At 59.1% G+C, this 23000-nt stretch carries 19 protein-coding genes; 15 read left to right on the forward strand and 4 right to left on the reverse strand.

Features of this window, described 5'->3' with window-relative positions:
* Positions 1-173: 173 nt before the first annotated feature.
* The 4 genes from BLU11_RS00870 to BLU11_RS00885 form a co-directional block, all read right to left on the reverse strand.
* Entirely contained in the window at positions 174-1379 is a 1206-nt protein-coding gene (locus BLU11_RS00870) for a pyridoxal phosphate-dependent aminotransferase (RefSeq protein WP_090271602.1), read from the reverse strand.
* 4 nt (positions 1380-1383) lie between these two features.
* Complete coding sequence (locus tag BLU11_RS00875) at positions 1384-2808, reverse strand: amidase (RefSeq protein WP_090271603.1); 1425 nt, start codon at positions 2806-2808, stop codon at positions 1384-1386.
* A 98-nt stretch (positions 2809-2906) separates the two neighbouring features.
* The gene (locus BLU11_RS00880) at positions 2907-3851 is read right to left on the reverse strand and encodes a D-2-hydroxyacid dehydrogenase (RefSeq protein ID WP_090271604.1); all 945 of its coding nucleotides are present in this window, start codon (positions 3849-3851) and stop codon (positions 2907-2909) included.
* Entirely contained in the window at positions 3848-5101 is a 1254-nt protein-coding gene (locus BLU11_RS00885) for an aspartate aminotransferase family protein (protein ID WP_090271605.1), read from the reverse strand. Before BLU11_RS00885 ends, BLU11_RS00880 begins: the two co-directional genes overlap by 4 nt.
* A 392-nt stretch (positions 5102-5493) precedes the next feature.
* Between BLU11_RS00885 and BLU11_RS00890 the strand changes: the two genes are divergently transcribed.
* The 15 genes from BLU11_RS00890 (at position 5494) to BLU11_RS00960 (ending at position 22999) form a co-directional block, all read left to right on the forward strand.
* Entirely contained in the window at positions 5494-7695 is a 2202-nt protein-coding gene (locus BLU11_RS00890) for an OsmC domain/YcaO domain-containing protein (RefSeq protein ID WP_090271606.1), read from the forward strand.
* Positions 7696-7791: 96 nt separating this feature from the next.
* On the forward strand, positions 7792-9270 hold the full coding sequence (locus tag BLU11_RS00895; protein ID WP_090271607.1) for a cytochrome c: 1479 nt from the start codon (positions 7792-7794) through the stop codon (positions 9268-9270).
* 9 nt (positions 9271-9279) lie between these two features.
* Entirely contained in the window at positions 9280-10881 is a 1602-nt protein-coding gene (locus BLU11_RS00900; protein ID WP_090271608.1) for a flavin monoamine oxidase family protein, read from the forward strand.
* A gap of 7 nt (positions 10882-10888) precedes the next feature.
* A complete protein-coding gene (locus BLU11_RS00905; RefSeq protein WP_090271609.1) occupies positions 10889-11449 on the forward strand; it encodes a c-type cytochrome in 561 nt (186 codons plus the stop codon).
* Positions 11450-11484: 35 nt separating this feature from the next.
* Positions 11485-12144, forward strand: coding sequence for a cytochrome c3 family protein (locus BLU11_RS00910; RefSeq protein ID WP_090271610.1), 660 nt, complete (start codon positions 11485-11487; stop codon positions 12142-12144).
* Positions 12132-15101: a TAT-variant-translocated molybdopterin oxidoreductase gene (locus tag BLU11_RS00915; protein WP_090271611.1), complete on the forward strand. Its 2970-nt coding sequence runs from the start codon at positions 12132-12134 to the stop codon at positions 15099-15101. Before BLU11_RS00910 ends, BLU11_RS00915 begins: the two co-directional genes overlap by 13 nt.
* 1 nt (position 15102) lies before the next feature.
* Positions 15103-16443: an NrfD/PsrC family molybdoenzyme membrane anchor subunit gene (nrfD, locus tag BLU11_RS00920; RefSeq protein WP_197674234.1), complete on the forward strand. Its 1341-nt coding sequence runs from the start codon at positions 15103-15105 to the stop codon at positions 16441-16443.
* On the forward strand, positions 16440-16982 hold the full coding sequence (locus BLU11_RS00925) for a DUF3341 domain-containing protein (protein ID WP_090271613.1): 543 nt from the start codon (positions 16440-16442) through the stop codon (positions 16980-16982). The genes nrfD and BLU11_RS00925 overlap by 4 nt, the downstream gene beginning before the upstream one ends.
* Positions 16934-17548 (forward strand): c-type cytochrome, encoded by a 615-nt coding sequence (locus BLU11_RS00930; protein ID WP_231702240.1) that lies wholly within the window; start codon positions 16934-16936, stop codon positions 17546-17548. The genes BLU11_RS00925 and BLU11_RS00930 overlap by 49 nt, the downstream gene beginning before the upstream one ends.
* Positions 17545-18639 carry a hypothetical protein gene (locus tag BLU11_RS00935; RefSeq protein ID WP_090271615.1) on the forward strand — a complete coding sequence of 365 codons (1095 nt, stop codon included), beginning with the start codon at positions 17545-17547 and terminating at the stop codon, positions 18637-18639. Before BLU11_RS00930 ends, BLU11_RS00935 begins: the two co-directional genes overlap by 4 nt.
* Positions 18632-18982: a hypothetical protein gene (locus BLU11_RS00940; RefSeq protein ID WP_090271616.1), complete on the forward strand. Its 351-nt coding sequence runs from the start codon at positions 18632-18634 to the stop codon at positions 18980-18982. The genes BLU11_RS00935 and BLU11_RS00940 overlap by 8 nt, the downstream gene beginning before the upstream one ends.
* The gene (locus tag BLU11_RS00945; RefSeq protein WP_090271617.1) at positions 18979-19758 is read left to right on the forward strand and encodes an SCO family protein; all 780 of its coding nucleotides are present in this window, start codon (positions 18979-18981) and stop codon (positions 19756-19758) included. The genes BLU11_RS00940 and BLU11_RS00945 overlap by 4 nt, the downstream gene beginning before the upstream one ends.
* Complete coding sequence (coxB, locus tag BLU11_RS00950) at positions 19745-20749, forward strand: cytochrome c oxidase subunit II (RefSeq protein ID WP_090271618.1); 1005 nt, start codon at positions 19745-19747, stop codon at positions 20747-20749. The genes BLU11_RS00945 and coxB overlap by 14 nt, the downstream gene beginning before the upstream one ends.
* Positions 20746-22365: a cytochrome c oxidase subunit I gene (locus BLU11_RS00955; RefSeq protein ID WP_090271619.1), complete on the forward strand. Its 1620-nt coding sequence runs from the start codon at positions 20746-20748 to the stop codon at positions 22363-22365. The genes coxB and BLU11_RS00955 overlap by 4 nt, the downstream gene beginning before the upstream one ends.
* On the forward strand, positions 22352-22999 hold the full coding sequence (locus BLU11_RS00960) for a cytochrome c oxidase subunit 3 (protein WP_090271620.1): 648 nt from the start codon (positions 22352-22354) through the stop codon (positions 22997-22999). The genes BLU11_RS00955 and BLU11_RS00960 overlap by 14 nt, the downstream gene beginning before the upstream one ends.
* The last annotated feature ends 1 nt before the right edge of the window (position 23000 follow it).

Here is a 23000-nt window from a genome sequence, read left to right on the forward strand (position 1 = left end):
GTGGGATAAAAGCATCTCAAGGATACCTGAATGGACAACGGACAGCTGTCCCAAAGGTTCCCGGCGAGCAAGGTGCACATTAGAGACCGGTCGCGCCTGTATCACTCTCTCTTCCCCGGTCTTATGGCGCGATGCCAGATTGCTTCATCTCGATTTGCCGACGGCGGCTACCTTCAATCAAAATCCTGCTTTTCCATCCACGGAATGATGCGCTCGAAGGCTTTCTCAAGGTTGTCCAGGGAAGTGGAATAGCTGAGTCGCAGGGCGTTGTTACTGTGGTTGCCGAAGGTCTCGCCGGGGATGGTGCATACGCCGGTTTCCTTGAGCAGCCGCAGCGCCACATGGGTACCGTTGACGCCCTCGGGCAGGGAGGGAAACATGTAAAAGGCCCCCTCCGGCTTGTAGCCAGTGAGGTGGGGTGTGCCAGCCACCAGCTCTACCAGCCGATCCCGACGCCGGGTGTATTCCATCCGCATATTGTCGATAAAGTCATTGTCACCATGCAGGGCGGCTACCCCGGCCCACTGGAACGGGGTGTTGGCTACCGTGGTGGTGAACATGTGATAGCGCCGCAACATCTTGATGGCCGCCTGGCTGGCGAATATCCAACCGATGCGCATGCCCGCCATGCTGTAGGTTTTGGAAAAGCTGCTGATCACCATGACGTTATCGAGGTCGCTGCAGTTTTCCAGCACTGAAGGGTATTCGATACCGTCGTAAATCAGGTGGTCATAGACTTCGTCGCTGATCACCTGAATGTTGCGATAGGCCGCCTCCTGGAGAATGGCATCGAGGGTTTCCCGAGGGTAGATGGCGCCGGTCGGGTTGTTGGGGGAATTGAGTACGATGCCATAGGTGTGGGGTTCGATGGCATCGATCACCGCCCGGGGATCAAGCTGGTGGTTGTTTTCTGCATGGGTAGGTACTGCGGTGACCTCGCCGCCGTTCATGCGGATCAGCGGCGCATAGAGAATGAAGGACGGGTCGGGCACGATAAAGTGGCGGCCTGGGGCCGACACCGCGGTGAGTGCCAGGTAGATGGCCTCGGTGGCGCCGGTGGTAATCAGTACATTCTCCGGGGTCAGCGGTTTCTGATAGCGCTCACCGTAGTAGGCGGCGAGGCTTTCGAGTAATTGGGGCAGGCCGGCGTCCAGGGTGTAGCCGGTCTGCCCGGCGCGAAGGGCCTCGACGGCGGCGGTGACGACATTCTCCGGGGCCGGCAGATCCGGTTGACCAATGGACAGATGGATCACATCCGACATCGACGCTGCCATGTTGACCATCTTGCGGATGCCCGGCATGGGCATGGCGCGCACCGACGGATGCCACAGCGGATCTTCGGATTCGTACATCTCGATATCGACATTACTCAAAGACATGGCCTTACTCCGTCTCGACCGGGAAATCGAACAGTGCGGGTCGGTGATCAGTGAGGGGGGCTGCCTGCTGGTAGGCATGACCGGCGCGCAGCACCAGTGCGTCGTTGAACCGGGCGCCGACCAATTGCAGGCCAATGGGCAGGCCGTCATTGTCAAAACCGCAGGGTACTGACAATCCTGGCTGGCCGGTCATATTGAAAGGGTAGGTGAAGGGAGTCCAGGTGGGCCAGCGGGTCTGGGACCAGTCTACCGGTACTTCTCGTCCGGTCTTGAAGGCGGTGATCGGCAAAGCCGGGGTCAGCAGGAGATCATATTTCTGATGGAAGTGAGCCATGCGCTCGCGCAGGGCCATGGATTCATTGACCGCCCCCAGATAGTCGAGCATGGACAATTGCGCCGCCTTATCCGCGACCGTGACCAGTTCCGGGTCCATCAGGGCGCGTTTCTTTGCCGAGAGGTCGCGAATGGCGTTGGCAGCCCCGCCATAGAACAGGTGACCGAAGGCACCCAACGGATCGCCAAACCCCGGATCTACCCGCGACACCTCTGCGCCCAGCGCGGTAAACACCGCTACCGCCTCGTTCAGTGCGGCTTCCACTGCGGGATCGACATCGACGAAGCCGAGGTTGGGGCTGTAGGCGATCTTCAGTCCCTGCACGCCACCTTGCAGCGCCGCCAGATAATCGATGGAGCGGCGGGGCACAGCGTTGCTGTCGCGATGATCGGCTTCGGTGAGCACGTTCATCATCAATGCGCAATCTTCTACTGTCCACGCCATGGGCCCGGCGTGGGCCAGGGTGCCGAAGGGGCTGGCAGGCCAGTGGGGTACTTCGCCAAAAGAGGGCTTGAGACCGACGATGCCGCAGAAGGCGGCGGGAATGCGAATGGAGCCGCCTGCATCGGTGCCCAATGCCAGGGGGGCCATCCCCAAGGCCACCGCCACGGCGCTGCCGCCGCTGGAGCCACCGGCGGTTCTGGCTGGGTTCCAGGGGTTGTTGGTCACGCCGTCAATGGGATTGTCGGTAACGCCTTTCCAGCCCAGCTCCGGCGTGGTGGTTTTACCGATAGGCACAAAGCCATGGCGTGCCAGGGCCGCTACTGAAGGGGCTGCCTTATTCAGTGTGGTGTCGGGGTCGACGGTAAGCGAGCCGCGCCGCGTCGGCCACCAAGGAGTGAGGAAGACATCCTTGACGCCCACCGGAACACCGTCCAACAGACCTTGGGGTTCGCCGCGCTGATAGCGCGTCTCGGACTCTCGGGCAAATTCGAGACTGGTCTCGCGGTCGACCAGACAGAAGCCATTGGTATGGCTGTCGAGGCGCTCAATCTGATCGAGCATGGCCTCGGAGACTTCGACAGGGGATAGTTTGCCAGTCTGATAGCTGCCGAGCAGGTCGGTGGCGGTCATGGTCAGAATATCGTTGCGCATATCGCTCCTCCAGTCATAGCCTGTGGGTCGCGTTCACGTAACACACCCAGTGTAGTGCAGGAGGGGTGTGCAGATCGGAGAAGGGCGCTTGGGTCGATCTAGGTTTTGCGCACCTCGTTAAGTAAAGGATCGCCGGCCTGCCAGCGTCGGAAATTGTCCACAAACTGCTCGCCCAGCGCCTGGCGCCAGCCGATGAAATCCCCAGCCATATGAGCCGAGATCATCACATTGGACATGTCCCATAGCGGGTGCTCGGAGGGCAGCGGCTCCTCCTCGAATACATCCAGTGCAGCGCCGGCGATGGTGCCGCTATTCAGTGCCTCGACCAAGTCATCGGTGATTACGATAGGGCCGCGACCGACATTGATCAGGCGCGCGGTAGGCTTCATGGCCGCAAAGGTGTGGCGGTTGAACAAACCGCGGGTATCCTCAGTGAGCGGGGCGGTGATGATGACAAAGTCGGCGTCCGGCAGCAGGTCGAGCAGGCGGTCATTGGCCAGTACCCGGTCAAACCGGGAGTCATCGCGGCTGCTGCGGGCCAGACCGGTAACCTGCATCCCCACCGCCCGCAGCAGTTGCGAGACTTCGCCGCCGATGGAGCCGGCGCCTATTACCAATACCTGGCGGCCATCGATACGCTCGGTATCCCGGTGGCGCCATTGATGCTGTTGCTGGTAGCGCAGGTTGCCGGCAAAATCCTTGGCAAACAGCAGTATCGATCCCAACACGTACTCGGCAATACCCCGGTCGAATAGCCCCCGGGCATTGGTCACGGGAATATCGCTTTCCCACAGGGCCGGGAACCTCAGCGCATCGACACCGGCGCTGGTGGCGTGTACCCACCGAATGTTGTGCTGGTCGGGCCAGCAGCGCTCCAGCACGCCAGTACGAAAATCCGTCACTACCAGAACGTCTGCGTTTGGTAGCGCATCCCTGAGCTCTTGTTCATCACTGAGGATGCGAAGATGAGCGCTTTCAGCGAGCGGCTGCAACCCGGGCAACTCACCGTCTTCCGGTGCTACCAGTACAAGGATATTAATCATGTGATCACTCGGGCAAGGACACGGGTGAAGCGCTGCACAGCGTCGTCCACTTCCGCCTCGCTGACCACCAAGGGGGGCAGCCAGCGGATGATCTGGCTATCGGTACCGCAGCGCAGTAACAGCAAGCCTTCCTCTTCGCTGGCGGTGGTCAGGCTGGCTGCCAGATCGGCCAGCGGCTTGTCGGGGGATTGGGCAATCTCAAGGCCGAGCATCAATCCCTTGCCGCGCAGGTCTGCCAGCTGGGGATACTGTTGGCGCAGGATCTGTAAGTGATCCCAGAGTTGCTGGCCCCGGGCCGCAGCGTTGGCCACCAGATTTTCGTTATCCATCACTCGCAGGGTGGCCAGAGCGGCGGCGCAGGACACCGCATTGGCGCCATAGGTGCCGCCCTGAGAGCCGGCCAGACCTTTGGCCATCAAGGTTTGCGAAGCGGCCATGGCGGAAAGCGGGAAGCCGCTGGCCAGCCCCTTGGCAGTGATCACGATATCCGGGGTAATACCGAAGTGCTGATGACTCCAGAACTTGCCGCTGCGACCGAAGCCTGCCTGGATTTCATCGCACACCAGCAGAATGCCATGTTGTTTACAGCGCTCGGCAAGCCCCTGCATGAACGCGCTGTTGCCCGGGTAATAACCGAATTCGCCCTGCACCGGCTCGATCACCATGGCTGCGGTGTCTTCTGGCGCTGTCTGGGTCTTGAGAATATGGTCCAGTTCAGCGAGGCAGAAACGGGTGGCTTCCTCCTCGCTCCAACCATAGCGCCAGCTATGGGGAAAGGGCGCTACTACTACCCCGGCCATCATTGGGTGATAGGCATTGCGAACCTTGGTGCCGGAGGTGGTCATTGATGCCGCACCCATGGTGCGGCCATGAAAGCCACCATTGAAAACGATGACATTGGCGCGGCGGGTGGCGTGGCGGGCCAGACGCAGGGCCATCTCTACCGCTTCCGAGCCGGCATTGCTGAATGCCACCGAGTCGATACCATCGGGCATTTTGCCCACCAGACGCTCTGCCAGATCGAGCATGGGTTGGTGGGTGACGGTGGTGTACTGGGCATGAATCAACTTGCCCACCTGTTCGCGGGCGGCGGCGACCACAGTCGGGTGGCAATGGCCGGTGGAAGTAACGCCAATGCCGGCGGTGAAATCCAGATAGCTTTTGCCATCGTTGGCAATCAACCAACAGCCTTCGCCGCGCTCGGCGCAGACTTTGCTCGACTGTTTCAATAGAGGTGACAGGTGGCTCATGACAAAGCTCCTATCTCTTTTGCTGGGGGATGCCCCCGATGTTTGATACCACTGGTGAAAACCACGACGGGTCTGCGCACAGTGCTGTGTGACTGGCAGTGTAGGAAGGGGAATGCGGGCATGCAAATGTTGGCTGGCGTGTCGTGGCGGAGTTAAGCTCAAAGCAGCTCTTATATTTCTCTGACCCCAATTGGCCCCGCCGTCCTTTTCAGTCAGCGATCAATACGAACCGGGCTGTACTCAACCGGCACCCAGCTATAGCCGCTTCTTCGCTGCGCAAATGAGCCAGTCCGATGAACTGCTGTCATTAAGTGCCGATTCACAACATTCCCTGCGTAAAACCCGGATAATAGCGCCCCATCCTTTTCTGCCCGCTATTCTGGTAATCCCGCATGGAAATCAAGGTCAATTTTCTCGACAACCTCCGACTTGAGGCCAAGTTCGACGACTTCACGGTGGTGGCTGATCAGCCTATCCGCTACAAGGGCGATGGTTCGGCGCCCGGTCCGTTCGATTACTTTCTGGCCTCGTCGGCGCTCTGTGCGGCTTACTTCGTCAAGCTGTATTGCCAGACCCGCGGTATCCCAACGGAAAACATCCGCCTGTCGCAGAACAACATTGTCGACCCGGAGAACCGTTACAACCAGATCTTCAAGATTCAGGTCGAGTTGCCGGAAGATATCTCAGACAAGGATCGCCAGGGCATTCTGCGCTCCATCGACCGGTGCACGGTCAAGAAAGTGGTGCAGACCGGCCCGGAATTCGTGATCGAGGTGGTCGACAATCTGGACGCCGATGCGCAGGGCTTGCTGATGGCGCCGCCGGTTGATGGTGCGCTTACCCGCATACCGGGCAAGGACCTCCCGCTGGAACAGACCATCGCCACCATGTCCGGCATTCTCGCCGACCTGGGGATGAAGATCGAGATCGCCTCCTGGCGCAATATCGTGCCCAACGTCTGGTCTCTGCACCTGCGTGATGCCCATTCGCAGATGTGTTTTACCAATGGCAAGGGCTCGACCAAGGAAAGTGCTCTGGCCTCGGCCCTGGGCGAATTCATCGAGCGGCTGAACTGCAACTTCTTCTACAACGACCAATTCTGGGGTGAAGAGCTGGCCAATGCCGAGTTCGTGCATTATCCCGAGGAGCGCTGGTTCCAGCCTGGTCCCAATGATGAGCTGCCGGAAGAGATTCTCGATGAGCATTGTCTGGATATCTACAACCCCCAGGGCGAACTGCTTGGCTCGCACCTGTACGATACCAACTCCGGCAATGTAGAACGCGGCATCTGTTCGCTGCCCTACGTGCGCCAGTCAGACGGCGAGGTGGTGTACTTCCCCTCCAACCTGATCGAGAACCTGTTTCTCAGCAACGGCATGAGCGCTGGCAATACCTTGGCCGAAGCCCAGGTGCAGTGCCTGTCGGAAATCTTTGAGCGAGCGGTCAAACGCGAGATTCTGGAAGGGGAAATGGCATTGCCGGATGTACCGCAGGCCGTGCTGGCCAGATACCCCGGTATTCTGGCGGGGATTCAGGGTCTGGAAGAGCAGGGCTTTCCGCTGCTGGTCAAGGACGCCTCGCTGGGCGGCCAGTTCCCGGTGATGTGCGTCACCCTGATGAACCCGCGCACCGGCGGGGTATTTGCCTCCTTTGGCGCGCACCCGAGCTTTGAGGTGGCACTGGAACGCAGTCTCACCGAGCTGTTGCAGGGCCGCAGTTTCGAGGGCCTGAACGATGTCGCGCGGCCTACCTTTGAAAGTCAGGCGGTAACCGAGCCGAACAACTCGGTGGATCACTTCATCGATTCCAGCGGAGTGGTGTCATGGCGCTTTTTCAGTGCCAGTTCCGACTACGACTTTGTCGAATGGGATTTCACCAATGGCGGCAGTAACAGCAACGCAGAGGAAGCCGACATGCTGTTCGGCATTCTCGAAGACATGGGCAAGGACGCCTATATGGCGGTGTATGAGCATCTGGGTGCAACGGCCTGCCGGATTCTGGTGCCGGGTTATTCGGAAATCTATCCGGTGGATGATCTGATCTGGGACAACACCAACAAGGCGTTGTACTTCCGCGAAGACATTCTCAACCTGCATCGTCTCAGCGACGATGAGCTGGTCGCCTTGGCGGAGCGTCTGGAAGAAAGCGAACTGGATAACTACACCGACATCACCACCCTTATCGGCGTGGAGTTCGATGACAACACCGCCTGGGGCCAGCTGACCATTCAGGAGCTCAAGCTGCTGATCTATCTGGCCTTGAGCCGTCTGGACGAAGCACTGGAGTTGGTCGAAGAGTTCCTGCAATACAACGACAACACGGTAGATCGCGAGCTCTTCTATCAGGCTATGGGCGCGATACTGGAAGTCACCCTGGATGACGAGCTGGAGCTGGACGACTTCGAAGCCAACTTCCGCCGCATGTTCGGTGATGAGCGCATGGATGCGGTGATAGGTTCAGTGGCAGGCAAGGTACGCTTCCACGGCCTGGCACCGACCAGCATGCGACTGGAAGGGCTGGATAAGCACCAGCGGATGATTGACAGCCTGAAAAAACTGCATGCGGCTCGGGCTCGGGCGGCCCAGCGTTTCTGACCGCGGCGCCCGCATGTTTTTGTTTTGACTTGAAATGATTCGAGAACGCTTCTACTTTGAATCCATAGTGTTCTCTCGGATTGACAGGATAATCTCATGCGGCATCAACTGCTTATGGCGGCTGGCCTGTTTTTGGTTGGCAGCATGTATGGCGCGACAGCCATGGCCGCCGAAACGCCTGACAACCAGGCTCAGCTGATTGAGCGGGGCAAGTATATTGCCCGTGCTGCGGACTGCATGGCCTGTCATATCGGTCCCGACGGCACCCCCTTTGCCGGTGGAAAACCAACACCAACTCCCTTGGGCGATATTGTTGCTACCAATATTTCGTCATCAAAGGAATTTGGTATTGGCGAGTACTCCGTTGAAGATCTCACCGGCGTTCTGCATGACGGTAAGACGCCAACCGGCAAGCATCTCTATCCAGCCATGCCGTATCCGGACTATCGAGGCATGACCGCTGATGATATCGAAGCCTTGCAGGCTTACCTGCAGACCGTTCCGGCGGTCGAGCATGCGCCTGAGGCCGAAACCAATCTCGACTTTCCATTCAACATGCGCTTTCTAATGATTGGCTGGAATGTGATCAACCTGGATGAAGAGGTTACCGCGACTGACATGGATCGCGGACGCTATCTCGTTGAGCATCTTGCCCATTGCGGTACCTGCCATACACCGCGCGATGACCTGATGGGTAGCGACGAAGGCCGGTATTTAGCTGGTGCCCAGCTGGAGAGGTGGCATGCGCCCAATATAACCAGCGACGAGACTGCGGGTATTGGCAGTTGGAGCAATCGGCAGCTTGCTGACTATTTCAAACATGGCCAGACCGGTTACCTGGCCCAGGCTGCAGGTCCGATGGGTGAAGCAGTGCATCACAGTTTGCAGTACCTCACCGACAGTGACCGGATGGCAATAGCGGCTTACCTGAAAACAGTGCCCCAGATCGCAGACGATCAACAAAAGCATCCAGTATTCGACCCCCAAATCAATAGACAACTGATCGGACGGGACCCTGTCGTGATCAAGGCTACGCGTTTCAAGCCGGAAGAACTCCAAAGTCACGGTTTGAAAACCGAGGATATCGAAGACCCGGACTCGGCTGCAGGTCTTTACCTGCAGCATTGCGCTGGCTGCCACATGGAGGACGGTTCCGGCCAGCCGGTATCCTTTTATGCCAGTTTGCAGGGCAACACTGCGCTGCGCAGCGCCAATCCCAGGAATCTGGTAGCGGTTATCCTGGATGGCGTGGCGTATAACGGTGCAACACCCCGACCGCTGATGCCCGGGTTCGAAGGCAAGCTGGATAATCAGCAGATCGCGAAGGTGGCCAATTATGTGCGGGTGGAGTTCGGTGGCCACACCAGCAGCAATATCGATGCGAACCAGGTGGATCATATCGCCTCGGGTGAGCAGCCCGTGTCAGGACTGATCCGCTACGCGCCTATATTGGCCTGGCTGGGTGTACTCGTGGCCGTGCTGCTGATTATCGGTCTCGTCTGGTTTTTCTGGGCTCGTCGGCGGCGTCAATATGCTCCACGCGCATCCCGACACACTGCACACTCCAAAGAATAAGGTCCGTCCATGAACAAAAGCTCCTTTCTGACCCGACGTGATCTACTGTCCATGATCGGCAAGACAGCTGGTGCCGGTGCGCTTTATTCTGCGATGACCACCATGGGCTTTGCCAAGCCGTCGACCTTCACCGGCGAACTCAATCTGTCCGAAGCGCCTACCGGCGACAGCGTGCTCATCCTGGGCGCCGGGCTGGGCGGCATGACCGCTGCCTACGAGCTGCGCAAAGCTGGGTACGATGTGACCATACTCGAATATACCGACCGCCCTGGAGGCCGCTGCTTCACTATCCATAGTGGCGATACCTTCACTGACATCGCTGGCGAAACCCAGCACTGCAACTTCGCCAAAGGCAACTACATCAATCCAGGTCCCTGGCGCATTCCCTATCATCACTATGGTCTGCTGCATTACTGCAAAAAGTTCGGTGTCAAACTGGAGCCCTTCATGCAGCTCAACTTCAACGCCTACGTGCATGCGCAAGACGCCTTTGGCGGGAAGCCTCAGCGGGTGCGTGAAGTCCTGACAGATGTGCATGGTTATACTGCGGAATTGCTCGCGAAAGCGGCTGATCAGCACGCACTCGATGACGTGCTCACCAGAGAGGATTGCGAGGCACTGCTGGAACAGCTCGATGAGTGGGGCAGGCTCTCGGGTGACCACAAGTATCAGCAGAGTCTCAAGGCCAGCGAATTTCGCGGCTACAAGGACTGGCCCGCTGGCGGTTTGATGCCCAAGCCCTCACCCAGTGAGCCGCTTGATTTCAAGGAGCTGCTGCACTCCGGTTTGTGGAAGCTGTTGCTGGATTATTTCGAGACTTCCTATCAACACACGATGTTCGAGCCGGTCGGCGGCATGGAGCAGATTGCCCGTGGTTTTGCTGGCGAGGTCGGTGACCTGATCGAATATCGCCGGCAGGTCGTACGGATCGAGCAATCCGACAGTGAAGTCACGGTGCACTATATCGATCCGGATCATCCGGAACAGGTGATGACCCGCACCGCCGACTGGTGCGTGTGCAATATTCCGCTGTCTATTCTCAGCCAGATCCCGGTGGATGTCTCACCCAAAAAGCGTCAGGCGATAGCAGCCATACCTTATGGCAGCTCGGTGAAAACGGGCCTGGAGTTCAAACGGCGCTTCTGGGAGCAGGATGAAAATATCTTTGGCGGAGTGACCTATACGGATCTGCCCATCAATATCATTTCCTACCCTGCCTACGATTATTTCAGCGATGGACCAGGCGTATTGCTGGGGGCCTATGCCATTGATAATCCAGCCAGTTTTACCACGTCGGCGCTGGATGCACGTGAGCGAATCGCGTTGGCGGTAGCCTACGGCAAACAGATACATCCCCAATACGAAAAAGAATTCCTGTCGGGAGTTTCCTGGGTCTGGCATCGCTGCCCCTGGAGCCTGGGCTGCTATGGTCTATGGACTGATGAGCTGCGTGCCGCGCACTACGACACGCTTTGCGAGATCGATAATCGTCTGGTTTTGGCGGGCGAACACTGTTCCTATATTCCTGCTTGGCAGGAAGGGGCAGTCTTGTCCGGTATGGATGCCAGCCAACGGCTGCATGAAAAAGCCACAGCCATGACAAGCGCATGAGGTGATCATGAAAAGCATCACATTCACGCTTTTACTTCTTGCCAGCCTGGGTATGGCAGCCATCGTGCAAGCTGACGATCCGCCGAAGTCCGGATCGGTCGAAGATGCCGGTGAGCGGCGCACTCCGCCGTGGACCAACGACAGCGCCAATATCCGCCTGCAGCAGCCGCGCACGTCGCCGGAGACCAGGCAGAACGAGCCCTATTCCGCGGATGATTTTACTGTCACCGACGAGTGGGAGAAATTGTTCGCTGAGGAGAAACATTTTTCCACAACCAGCGGCGAGGAGCTGTACAAGACCATGTGCCAGGCATGTCATATGGCTGATGGGCAGGGCGCGCGTGGCGCCGGGGACTATCCTTCGTTTGTCGGTGACGAGCGGCTGCGCACGCCTTACTACCCCATCGATGTGATTCTCAACGGATTGCGCGGCATGCCTGCTTTCGATGACATGCTGTCAAACAAACAGATCGCCGACGTGGTGAATTATCTGCGAACCAGTTTCGGCAACCAGCTGCAAGCGGACACCACAGCAAACGATGTGGCTCGGGTTCGCCACCAGGAATAGGAGGCTGCGGCCATTGCCGCAGTCAGGAGGCTGACGTGCCGCAGCTTTTTACGCCCCGCAGTAATGGCATCGCGCGATTACTCATCGCTGCTGCGCTGGTGCTGATCATTGGAGGTACCGCTGCGGTTCTCATGCTGAACACATCCCCTTACAACACCGGCCAGCACGCCGTGGTAGCTCAGCCGGTGCCATTCAGTCACCGCCATCATGTCGGCGAGCTGGGCATCCGGTGCGGTTATTGCCATACCAGTTTTGAGCGTTCGGCCTTTGCCGGATTACCCGATACCGCTACCTGTATGACCTGCCACTCCCAGTTATGGACCAACGCCGACGTGCTGGCGCCCGTGCGTGAAAGCCTGGCGCAAAACAAGCCGCTGCGTTGGTCGCGCGTCCACGATCTCCCGGACTATGTCTATTTCAGTCATCAGGCGCACGTCAACAATGGCGTGGGCTGCGAGTCCTGTCATGGCCGGGTGGATCAGATGCCGCTGACGCGCCAGGCCAAACCCTTGACCATGCGCTGGTGCCTGGAATGTCATCGTGACCCCGGACCGCATCTACGTGCTGAACAGCAAATTACGACCATGGGCTACCCACACAGCAAAGCCGCCTCACAAGCCTCGGCCGTTCAACTGCTGAAAGAGTACAACATTCGCACCGAGCGGATGACCGAGTGTGTGACATGTCACCGATAAAGCCGATCCCGGTTGACAGCTTCGCCAGTGGCTACTGGCGAAGCCTGGATGAGCTGGCGCAGACGCCAGCCTACACCGCCCTGCAGCAAGGAGAGTTTGTCGATGCTGCGCAGCAGGGGCTGGGGCAGGGGGCAATCAGTCGCCGCAGTATCCTCAAGCTACTCGGCGCCAGCATGGCGTTGGCGGGGTTCACCGGCTGTACCCGGCAGCCGGAAGAACACATCATTCCTTATGTCGAGATGCCCGAGCAGGTCATTCCCGGCCGTCCTCAGTACTATGCGACGGCAGTGGCGATTGGCGGCTACGCCCATGGTGTCCTGGCAGAAAGTCATGAGGGCCGACCGACCAGACTTGAAGGTAATCCGGATCATCCCGCCACCCAGGGCGCCTGCGATCCGGTGGCGCAGGCCTCGATATTATCGCTGTACGATCCCGACCGGTCTGCGGCGGTCCGCCATAAGGGCGTGATCAGCAGTTTTGGCAGTTGCCTGATGGCGCTCAAGGAGCAGCAGACCGAGTGGAATAGATCGGGCGGTGCAGGACTGTGCTTCCTGACCGAAAACATCAACTCGCCAAGCGCCCGGCAGTATATGACTGCGCTGCAACAGCGATGGCCACAGGCGCGCTGGTTTGTGCATGAGCCGATTGATCGCAGCGCCGTGTTTGCCGGCAGTCAGCTGCTGTTCGGTGAGTCGCTGGAGCCGCGCTATCGACTGGATCACGCGGCGGTGATCGTTTCGCTGGATGCCGACTTCCTGCAAGCGCAGCCGGGGTTTCTGCGCTACGCACATGACTTTCGGGGCGCGCGTCAGCCGAGCTTTTCGGAGCAGCCACCGTCCCGGCTGTATGCGCTGGAGTCCAGTCTTACGGTTACCGGCGCAGCCGCCGAGCATCGTTACGCCTTGGCCTGGCCGGATGTCGAGTCAGCGGCCCGCCAGCTGGCGTTGGCGCTGGGGCTGCAGGTGGCCGCGCCACAACGTCAGGTATTGCCCGAACGCTGGGTACGGGCAATCGCCGAAGATCTGCAGCAGCACCGAGGCACGGCACTGATAGTTCCTGGGGAGCAGCAATCGCCCGCCGTGCATGCCATCGCTCATGCGATCAACGAAAAACTGGGCGGGTTTGGTTCCACCCTGGAATGGATGCAGCCGGTGAGGAATCCCGCTGGTGCCGAGGATCTCACTGCATTGGGCCGCGCGATTCAGGCGCACGAGGTCGATAGTCTGATCATGCTGGATACCAACCCGGTATATTCGGCGCCAGCTGATCTGGACTTCGCGCACTTGGTGCAGAAAGTCCCCTGGCGGCTGCACTGGGGTGAATACGAGGATGAAACAGCGCAGCTCTGCCACTGGCATATACCGGCCGCGCACTATCTGGAAGGCTGGGGCGATATATGCGCTTATGACGGCACGGTCAGTCTGGTGCAGCCGCTGATTCTGCCACTGCATGACGGCCAGACGTTGCTGCAGATGCTAGCGGCAATCGACCAAGGGGTGGCGCAAGACCCGCGCGAGCTGTTGCTGGCGTATTGGCGAGGACGTTATTGGGGTGCGGATTTTTCGACCTTCTGGAAACAGAGCCTGCATGACGGGGTGGTAGCGGATACGCGTGCACCGGTAGCCTCGGCCAGCGTGCGGCCTGACTGGGCGGCGCATCTGCCAGCAGCGCAGGCTTGGGCGGAAGACAGTCTGGTATTGCAGTTTCGACCGGATTCGGCTCTGTGGGATGGACGCTACGCCAACAATGGCTGGCTGCAGGAATTGCCTCGACCATTGACCACGCTCACCTGGCACAACGCCGCGCTGATCAGTCCGGCGCTGGCTCAACGCTACGGATTGGAGAATGGCCAGAAAATCGCACTCAGCAGCATCGGGCACACGCTGGAAGTGCCGGTGTTCGTTTTGCCCGGCCACCCGGATGCGGCTATCACCCTGGCGCTGGGGCATGGACGTACAGCAGGGGGGCGGGTAGCCCAGGATGTCGGCAGCAATGCCTATCGGCTCAGAACCAGTGCGCTGCCTTGGGCCGCCCCGGTTACGCTCCAGGTCACCGACGGCGTTCAGCCGCTTGCGGCTATCCAGACGCACAACAATATTGAGGGGCGTGATCTGATACGCCGTGCCAGCTGGGAGCAATACCAAGGCAACCCGCGTTTCGCCCAGGATTCGCCGCCTGAGTTGTCACTTTATGAAGAGCCCTGGCCGGCGGAGCGCACAGCCGAACAGGCGTGGGGCATGAGTATCGATCTGTCGGCGTGCATCGGCTGTAATGGCTGCGTGACCGCTTGTCAGGCGGAAAACAATATTCCGGTGGTGGGTCCCGAGGAGGTTGCGCGCGGGCACAACATGCACTGGCTGCGGGTGGACCGCTATTTCTCTGGCGATCCCGCCGCACCCGGCATCAGCTTCCAGCCGGTCCCCTGCATGCATTGTGAAAACGCGCCCTGCGAATACGTCTGCCCGGTCGGTGCCACTCAACACTCGGTCGATGGGCTGAACCAGATGATCTATCAGCGCTGCGTGGGCACCCGCTACTGTTCACAGAACTGCCCTTACAAGGTGCGGCGCTTCAATTGGTTCGACTATACCTCCGCTGCGGCAACCCATCCGGCCCAGCCCGCGCAGCAAAACCCCGACGTTACGGTGCGAACCCGCGGGGTGATGGAAAAATGCACCTACTGTGTGCAACGCATCAGCAGCGTGCGCCAGGACGCTGAATTGGAAGGGCGCGCAATCAGAGATGGCGAGTTGCAAACGGCCTGTCAGCAGGCCTGTCCCACCCAGGCCATCGTCTTCGGCGATCTGGCTGATCCAGACAGCCGAGTCAGCCAGCTAAAGGCGCATCCGCTCAACTATGCGATGCTGGCGCATCTCAACACCCGGCCGCGTACCACCTATCTGGCGGCAGTGACCAACCCCAACCCGGCTTTGCTCGATGACGGCGAGAGCGCCTGAGATGGCCGAGCAACCGCTGATTCCAGAGTCGTTGAGCCACGCAGGCATATCCGAGCGGGTTGCCGGGATCGTCCTGACTCGGCGCGCGCCGCGGGCATGGAAGATCGCGCTGGTAATATCAGCTTTGCTGACGCTGTTATTGCTCGGATCCCTGACGATCGTTTTCACCACTGGGGTTGGCCTGTTCGGGGTGAACATTCCCGTGGCCTGGGGTTTTCCGATTGTGAACACCATCTGGTGGATTGGCATTGCTCACGCCGGCACGCTGATCTCAGCCGTGCTGTTGCTCACCCGGCAGCGCTGGCGCGCGTCGATCAACCGGCTGGCGGAGGCCATGGCGATGTTTGCCGTGATCTGTGCGGGAATCTATCCGCTGGTCCATCTGGGACGCCCATGGTTGGCGTATTACCTGCTGCCTTACCCCGATAGCATGGATCTCTGGCCGCAATGGCGCAGTCCCCTGGTGTGGGATTTTTTTGCCATCGCCACCTATCTGATCTTCACCCTGTGCTTTCTGTATCTGAGCCTGTTACCGGACCTTGCCACCCTGCGCGACCGTGCTCGCAGCCGCATCGTGCAGCTCTGCTATGGGTTTCTGGCCCTTGGCTGGCGCAATTCAGCGCTGCACTGGGCCCGTTATGAACAGGCCAATATGGTCCTGGCCGTGATTGCTGCACCCCTGGTGGTGTCGGTGACCGGGATTATTTCCCTGGATCTGGCGGTTTCCATCGTCCCCGGCTACCACTTCACCATCTTCCCGCCGTATTTTGTCGCCGGTGCCTTGTTCTCCGGGTTTGCCACCGTCGCCATGCTGGCCATTACCATGCGCTCGCTTTTTACGCTGAAAGACCTGATTACCAGGCAGCATCTCGATTATCTGGGGCGCATGATGCTGATCTTCGCTCTGGTAGTGAGTTACGCCTACATTCAGGAGATGTTCACCGCCTGGTACTCCGGTGATGAGTTCTATCGGATGGTGTATATCGATCGCTGGACCGGCCCCTACGCTCCGGTCTGGTGGAGCATGATTTTCTGCAACGTCGTATTGACACAGCTGCTCTGGTTTCGACGTGTGCGCCGCTCGCCGTTGGTGTTGTTCGGTCTCGCCGTCACCAGCAACATCGGTATGTGGCTGGAACGTTTTCAGATCGTTTTTACCAGTACGCATGCGGACTTCACGCCGGCAGCCTGGGGTACAAGCTGGCCAACCAGCTGGGACTGGATGGTGTACGCTGGCTCGTTGGGTTTGTTCACTTTTCTGATATTGCTCTTCGTCCGCCTGGTACCTTTGATCTCGATGCACGATACGCGCTCGAAAATTCACCGGGAGGACACAGGATGACCAGAACCGGTATCTACGGTGTTATCGCCCGGTTTGACAGCGCCGACCAGCTAGTCACGGTGACCCATGCTGCCCGTCAGGCTGGCTATCGTGGGCTGGATGCCTTTGCTCCCTTTCCTGTACCGGGACTGCCGGCGGCGCTGGGTTTTCACCAGCGCCGCATCGCGCCTCTGGCGCTGCTGGCTGGGCTGTGTGCGGCAGCGGCGGCCTTTGCATTGCAGTGGTATTCAGCGGTAATCGATTATCCGATCGTCGTCGGCGGCAAGCCGCTGAACAGTTGGCCAGCCTTTTTGCCGGTGAGCTTTGAACTGGGCATTCTCGCCACGGCATTGACGGCAATCTTGATGATGCTGTGGGGCAATGGCTTGCCGCGCCCCTACCATGCGGTATTCAATGATCCCGAGTTTGACCGGGCCTCCTGCGACGGTTTCTTTCTACTGATCCGTGGGGGAGACGACGCCTCTGCCGCGACAGCGCCAACGGTTCGCGCATGGCTGACCAGTCAGGGAGCAACCAGCATCCGGGAGCTCAGGGCATGATGGGCGGCATCATTTTGTTACTCACGGCGTGCATTGGACTATTGGCCGGCTGCAGCCAAGCGATGGAAGATCAGCCGAAATATACACCCTACGAGCAGACTGATGCGGCGCAGTCCGGCCTTTGGCCCCACCAGCAGTCGGCACGCCTGCCGGTTGCCGGCACGGTGGCGCGGGGTGAATCGTTGGAACCCCCTGCTGAGCAGTTGCCGGTGCCGCTGACCATGGTGCTGCTGAAGCGGGGCCAGCAGCAATACGACACCTTCTGCGTGCCATGCCATGGGCTGAATGGTGCAGGTGATGGCGTGGTGGTGCAGCGCGGTTTTCCTGCACCACCGTCTTATCACATAGCGCGTTTACGTCAGGCGCCGCTGAAGCACTTTTATGATGTCATCGCCGACGGATATGGTGTGATGTACAGCTACGGCGCACGAGTACCGCCGGCGGAGCGTTGGGCCATTGCGGTGTACATCCGCGCTTTGCAGCTGTCGCAACATGCCCACGTCAGTGACCTGACGCCGACGCAGCGTGCAACTCTGGTGCCGCCCATGCCGGAGGGCCGACCATGAAGCACAAACCCGTCTGGTTGCCGGGCGTGCTCACACTCGGTTTATTGCTGCTGGGTTTATGGCAGGACAGCCGTGCCTTGTGGTCCAGCTGGATCACGGTCGTGATGATCTGGGGCATGCTGCCGCTGGGTGCACTGGCGGTGTTATTTACCCATAACCTGACTGGTGGGCGCTGGGGTGAAGTCAGCCGTCCGGTCTGGCTGGCATTGGCAGGCAGCCTGCCATTGTTCGCTATTTCACTGTTGCCTTTGCTACTGGTGATGGACGTATTGTTTGCCTGGCTGCAACCGGTAGCGTCGCTGCCCGAAACCGTACAGAACAAGCTGCTTTATCTGAACAAACCGTTCTTCATCATCCGCACCTTCTGCTATCTGGTGCTTTGGCTGGGCATGAGCTGGTTGCTCGGCTCCTGGTCGCACCGCCGTACGAGCCGTAGTCCCGGGCTTGCGGCTGCCGGTCTGATCCTCTGGTTTATCACGCTGACCTTCTTCGGTGTTGACTGGTTCATATCGCTGGAACCCCGTTTCTATTCGGATGTATTTGGTCTGATGCTCTGCATGTCCGCGGCAAGCGCGGCTTTGGCAGCCGGGATAATGCTGTATTCGGCGACCGAGAGGCGCCCTGCAGCGTCGGGCCCGCGCCGCGATATTGCCAACCTGTGGCTCACGCTTCTGCTGGGCTGGGTGTTCATGGCGTTTTCGCAATACATCATCATCTGGTCGGGGAACCTGCCGGATGAGATCGGCTGGTACCTGCAACGTAATGCGGGAATCTGGCGCGCTGTCAGCGTGTGGTCGTTCGCGCTGTTCTTCCTGGTGCCATTCGCCGTATTGCTATCGACCAAAGCTAAAAACAATCGCGCCTGGCTCTGCAGCGCCGCCGGCGTTTGCTTGTCGGGGCACGCGTTGCAAATGCTCTGGCTGATCGCCCCCTCCCTGGCGCCGGCGACGGCAACACAGGGAGTACTGACTCTGCTGCTGACGGTGAGCCTGGGCGCGACCTATGTTGGATTCATTCGTCACCTGTGGCGGCGCCAATCGTTGCCGCCGGCCGTTTCCGAACTTTCCGTTCCGGGAGAGCAGTATGTCTGAACGTTCTCCCCACGCAACCGATACCGTTTCAGCCCGCGCCCTCTGGGCCGCCATGCTGGGGACACTGGCGCTGGTGCTCTGCAGCAGTGGCGCTATCTGGCTGGTGCTGCAACATGAAAAAAAAGCCTTGCCGGAAGCAGTGTTTGACACCCCGGTAAGATCCGGACCGCCGTTGCTACAGGCACACCCAAAAACCGAGCTGGTTAAACATACCCAGGCGGCCACGGCGCAGCTGCATTCGGCAGGCTGGGTTGATAAGCAAGAACACATTGTCCACCTGCCGATTGAGCAAGCCATGCAATTGCTGGTAGAGCGAGGGTTGCCAGAGGAGGAAACGCCATGAGCCGGTGGCTATTGGCATGTCTGCTGGTGCTGATGACCGGCCTGGCCGGAGCGACCACGCCCTCTTCGGAGCAGACCCTGAGAGCGGTTGCCTTTGAACAGAAGGTCGGTGACCCGTTGCCGCCAGGGCTGTCTTTCACCAATCAGCGCGGTGAGCGCGTCGAGCTTGATTCACTGGCCAGCGACAAGCCCATGCTGCTGGTGCTGGCCTGGTTGGAGTGTCCAAATCTCTGCTCCATGATACTGGATAACCTGGCGCTGGCCGTAGGTAAGCTGCCGTTTGGCAGCGGCACTTTTGATGTGGTAACCGTCAGTATTGACCCGCGGGAAGCACCCACCAATTCACGCAAGGCGATCCATCGGCTGGGGCAAAAATATGGCTCTGGCGTGGAAAACTGGACCTTCCTCACGGGAGAGGAACAATCCATCAAGTTGCTGGCTGATGCTGTTGGTTATCGCTATGCCTACGATCCCGAGCGCGACAGCTTTGCGCATCCGGCCGGCTATGTGGTGGTAGCACCGGGCGGCATGATCAATCGCTACATCTTCAACACGGAGCCGAGCGCCCCGGACCTGAAGTTGGCGCTGCTGGAGGCGGCCAATGGCAAGCTGGGCAGTCCGGTGGATCAGATAGTACTGCGCTGCTACCGGTTCGATGCCGATAGCGGACGCTACAATCTGGCGGTCATGCGTATCATCCAGGTGGTCTCGCTGATCTTCATTCTGGGTCTGGTGGCGCTGGTATGGCGGATGCGGAGGCGCAATGGCGGAGACTGAATCTGCGGTTGTCGATGCGGATATCGGCTTCCAGTTGATCCCCGAGCAGGCATCCGATTATGCGGCGCACATCGACTATCTATACTTCGCACTGCTGGGGCTGTCCGGCCTGCTGATCACCATTCTGGTTGGCCTGATCTGCGTGTTTGCCTGGCGTTACCACCACGACCGGCCCGAGCGCCGAGGCGCGCCCGTATCGGAACGGACCAGCAACCGTATCGAGATCGCCTTTGCCTGTGCGCTGGCAGTGTTGTTCGCTGGCACCTTCTATTGGGCCAGCAATCTGTATCTGACACTGTACGGCCAGACCCACGCCGATCTGACCATCAATATCGTCGGCAAACAGTGGATGTGGCATGTGCAGCACCCGGACGGCACCCGGGAGATCAATACTCTGCACGCACCTATTGGTGAAACCATCGAGCTGCGGCTGACATCTCAAGACGTGATCCACAGTTTTTCCGTACCGGCGCTGCGTTTCAAGCGTGACGCGGTGCCGGGCATGTATACCACGGCCTATTTCAAGGCGAGTAAAACCGGGAAGTTCAGGTTGTTTTGCGCGGAATACTGTGGCCAATCGCACTCGCGCATGCGCGGTCGCGTGGTGCTCATGGAGCCCGATGCCTATCAGCAGTGGCTGGCCCGCAATGGCGCTGGCGAGAACCCTGCGGTAGCGGGCAAGGCGCTGTTTTCGAGTTATGGCTGCAGCGGTTGTCACCTGGGCAAATCTTCGGTTCGCGCGCCTGCGCTGGACGGGCTGTATGGGCGCACGGTGCCGCTGGCCAATGGCAGCACCATAGTTGCAGATGAGGCTTATATCCGTGACTCCATTGTCGAGCCGCAAAAGGATGTGGTGGCTGGCTATCAGCCGATCATGCCCAGTTTTGCCGGGCAGATTTCTGAAAGCGACATTTTCGACATCATCGCTTACATCAAGTCACTGCAACCCGGTGACTGGGAGCAGGGTGATCCAACAGGAGCAGGGCCATGACGAAGGATATTCCGCTTGATCGCCGGCCCGACGAAGGGCAGCCACCGGATAGCTATCTGCAGGGCGGCTGGGGGCTGCGTGGCTGGCTGCTATCGGTGGACCATAAGCGTATCGCCTGGCTGTATGCGCTATCGATAACCGGATTTTTCTTTCTCGGTGGCATCGCTGCCTTGCTGATTCGGCTGGAGCTGCTCACACCCGCCGGAGACCTGTTCAGCGCCGAGGCGTACAATCGATTCTTCTCGCTCCACGGCATCATCATGGTGTGGTTCTTCCTGATTCCCTCGATTCCCGCGACCCTGGGCAACTTTCTACTGCCGATGATGATCGGTGCCAGGGAAATGGCCTTTCCCAAACTTAATCTGCTGTCCTGGTATATCTACACCCTGGGCGGCCTGTTCACCATTGCTACAGTAATTGCCGGGGGTGTGGATACCGGCTGGACCTTTTACACGCCGTATTCAAGCCTGTTCTCGAACTCGGCGGTAATCGCTGCCGCAGCCGGCGTGTTCGTGGTGGGCTTCTCTTCGATTCTCACCGGTCTCAACTTCATCGTCACCACCCACACCATGCGCGTGCGCGGCATGAGCTGGTTTCGATTGCCGCTATTTGTCTGGGCCAACTATGCCACGGGCCTGGTCATGGTATTGGCGACGCCGATCCTGACCGTGACCCTGCTGTTGCTGGCAGTGGAACGTACGCTCGGACTGGGTATCTTTGATCCGTCCATGGGTGGCGATCCGTTGTTGTTCCAACACTTGTTCTGGTTCTACTCACACCCAGCGGTCTACATCATGATCTTGCCGGCCATGGGCGTGGTCTCGGAAATCATTGCCTGTTTTTCGCGCAACCCGATATTCGGTTACTTCGGTATGGTCGTGTCGATCATGGCCATCTCGCTGTTCGGCTTTCTGGTCTGGGGGCATCACATGTTCGTTTCGGGCCAGAGTCTGTATGCGGGTATCCTGTTTTCCTTCTTCAGCTTTCTGGTGGCCATTCCCTCGGCGATCAAGACGCTCAACTGGACCGCCACGCTGTTTCGCGGGCGCATCCGCTTTACCGCGCCGATGATCTACGCCTTGTCTTTTCTGGGTCTGTTTACCATCGGCGGCTTGACCGGTATCTTTCTCGCCGCGCTGGCGCTGGATGTGCACCTGCACGATACCTATTTCGTCACTGCACACTTTCACTACATCATGGTAGGCGGGGCGGTGACCGCCTATCTCGGCGGGCTTCATTTCTGGTGGCCGAAACTGACCGGCAGGATGTACTCGGAAGTCTGGTCCAAGGTCGCGGCTCTGGCATTGTTCATCGGTTTCAACCTGACCTTCTATCCGCAGTTTCTGCTCGGCTACGGCGGTATGCCGCGGCGCTATCATGAATATCCGGACGCTTTCCAGCTGCTGAACATACTCTCCACAACCGGCAGCGGCATCCTGGCGATCGGTTATCTGCTGCCGCTGATCTACCTTGCCGGCTCGCTATGGCGTGGTCAGCGTGCCGGCCCCAACCCCTGGGCAGCCAAAGGACTGGAATGGCAAACCTCATCGCCACCGCCCGTGCATAACTTCCAACGCCCGCCAGAGGTCGAGGACAAGCCCTATGCCTACCGGTAAGCCATTGCCCGATGAGCAGTTCGATGACCTGCCGCAACAGGTGCGGGCTGGTCTGTTAGGGATGTGGGTGTTCCTGATGACGGAACTGCTGCTGTTTGGCGGTGCTTTCGCCGCTTTCGTCTTGTATCGCATGCAACATGCGGCGGTTTTTGCCGAGGCCGCGGGTCATCTGGATCTGCAATTGGGTAGCCTGAACACCTTGCTGTTGCTGACCAGTGGGTTGCTGATGGCGCTGGCAGAACAAGCAATGCGCCTGCAGCGCCGCCCGCTGACCTTAGGGCTGTTGATTGCTACGCTGGTGCTGGGACTGGCGTTTCTGAGCATCAAGGGCCTGGAATGGTACAAGGAATATGCCGAGCAACTGATGCCCATGCTCTGGCTGGAATTCCACTATCCGGGTAAGCAACCGGAGATCGCCCGGCTGTTTTTCAACTTCTACTTCACGCTCACCGGCTTGCATGCACTGCATATGCTTATCGGGGTGAGCTTTATTGCGTTGATGACTATCAGAATCAGCCGTTGGCGTGAGCCGCACCGGTTGAGCAGACAGCTGCGAATCGTCGGAATGTACTGGGCATTCGTCGACGTGCTGTGGATCTTCATGTTCACGCTTTTGTACTTGCTGCGGAGTTGAG

The organism is Halopseudomonas litoralis (assembly GCF_900105005.1).
In the GTDB taxonomy this organism is placed as follows: Bacteria; Pseudomonadota; Gammaproteobacteria; order Pseudomonadales; family Pseudomonadaceae; genus Halopseudomonas; species Halopseudomonas litoralis.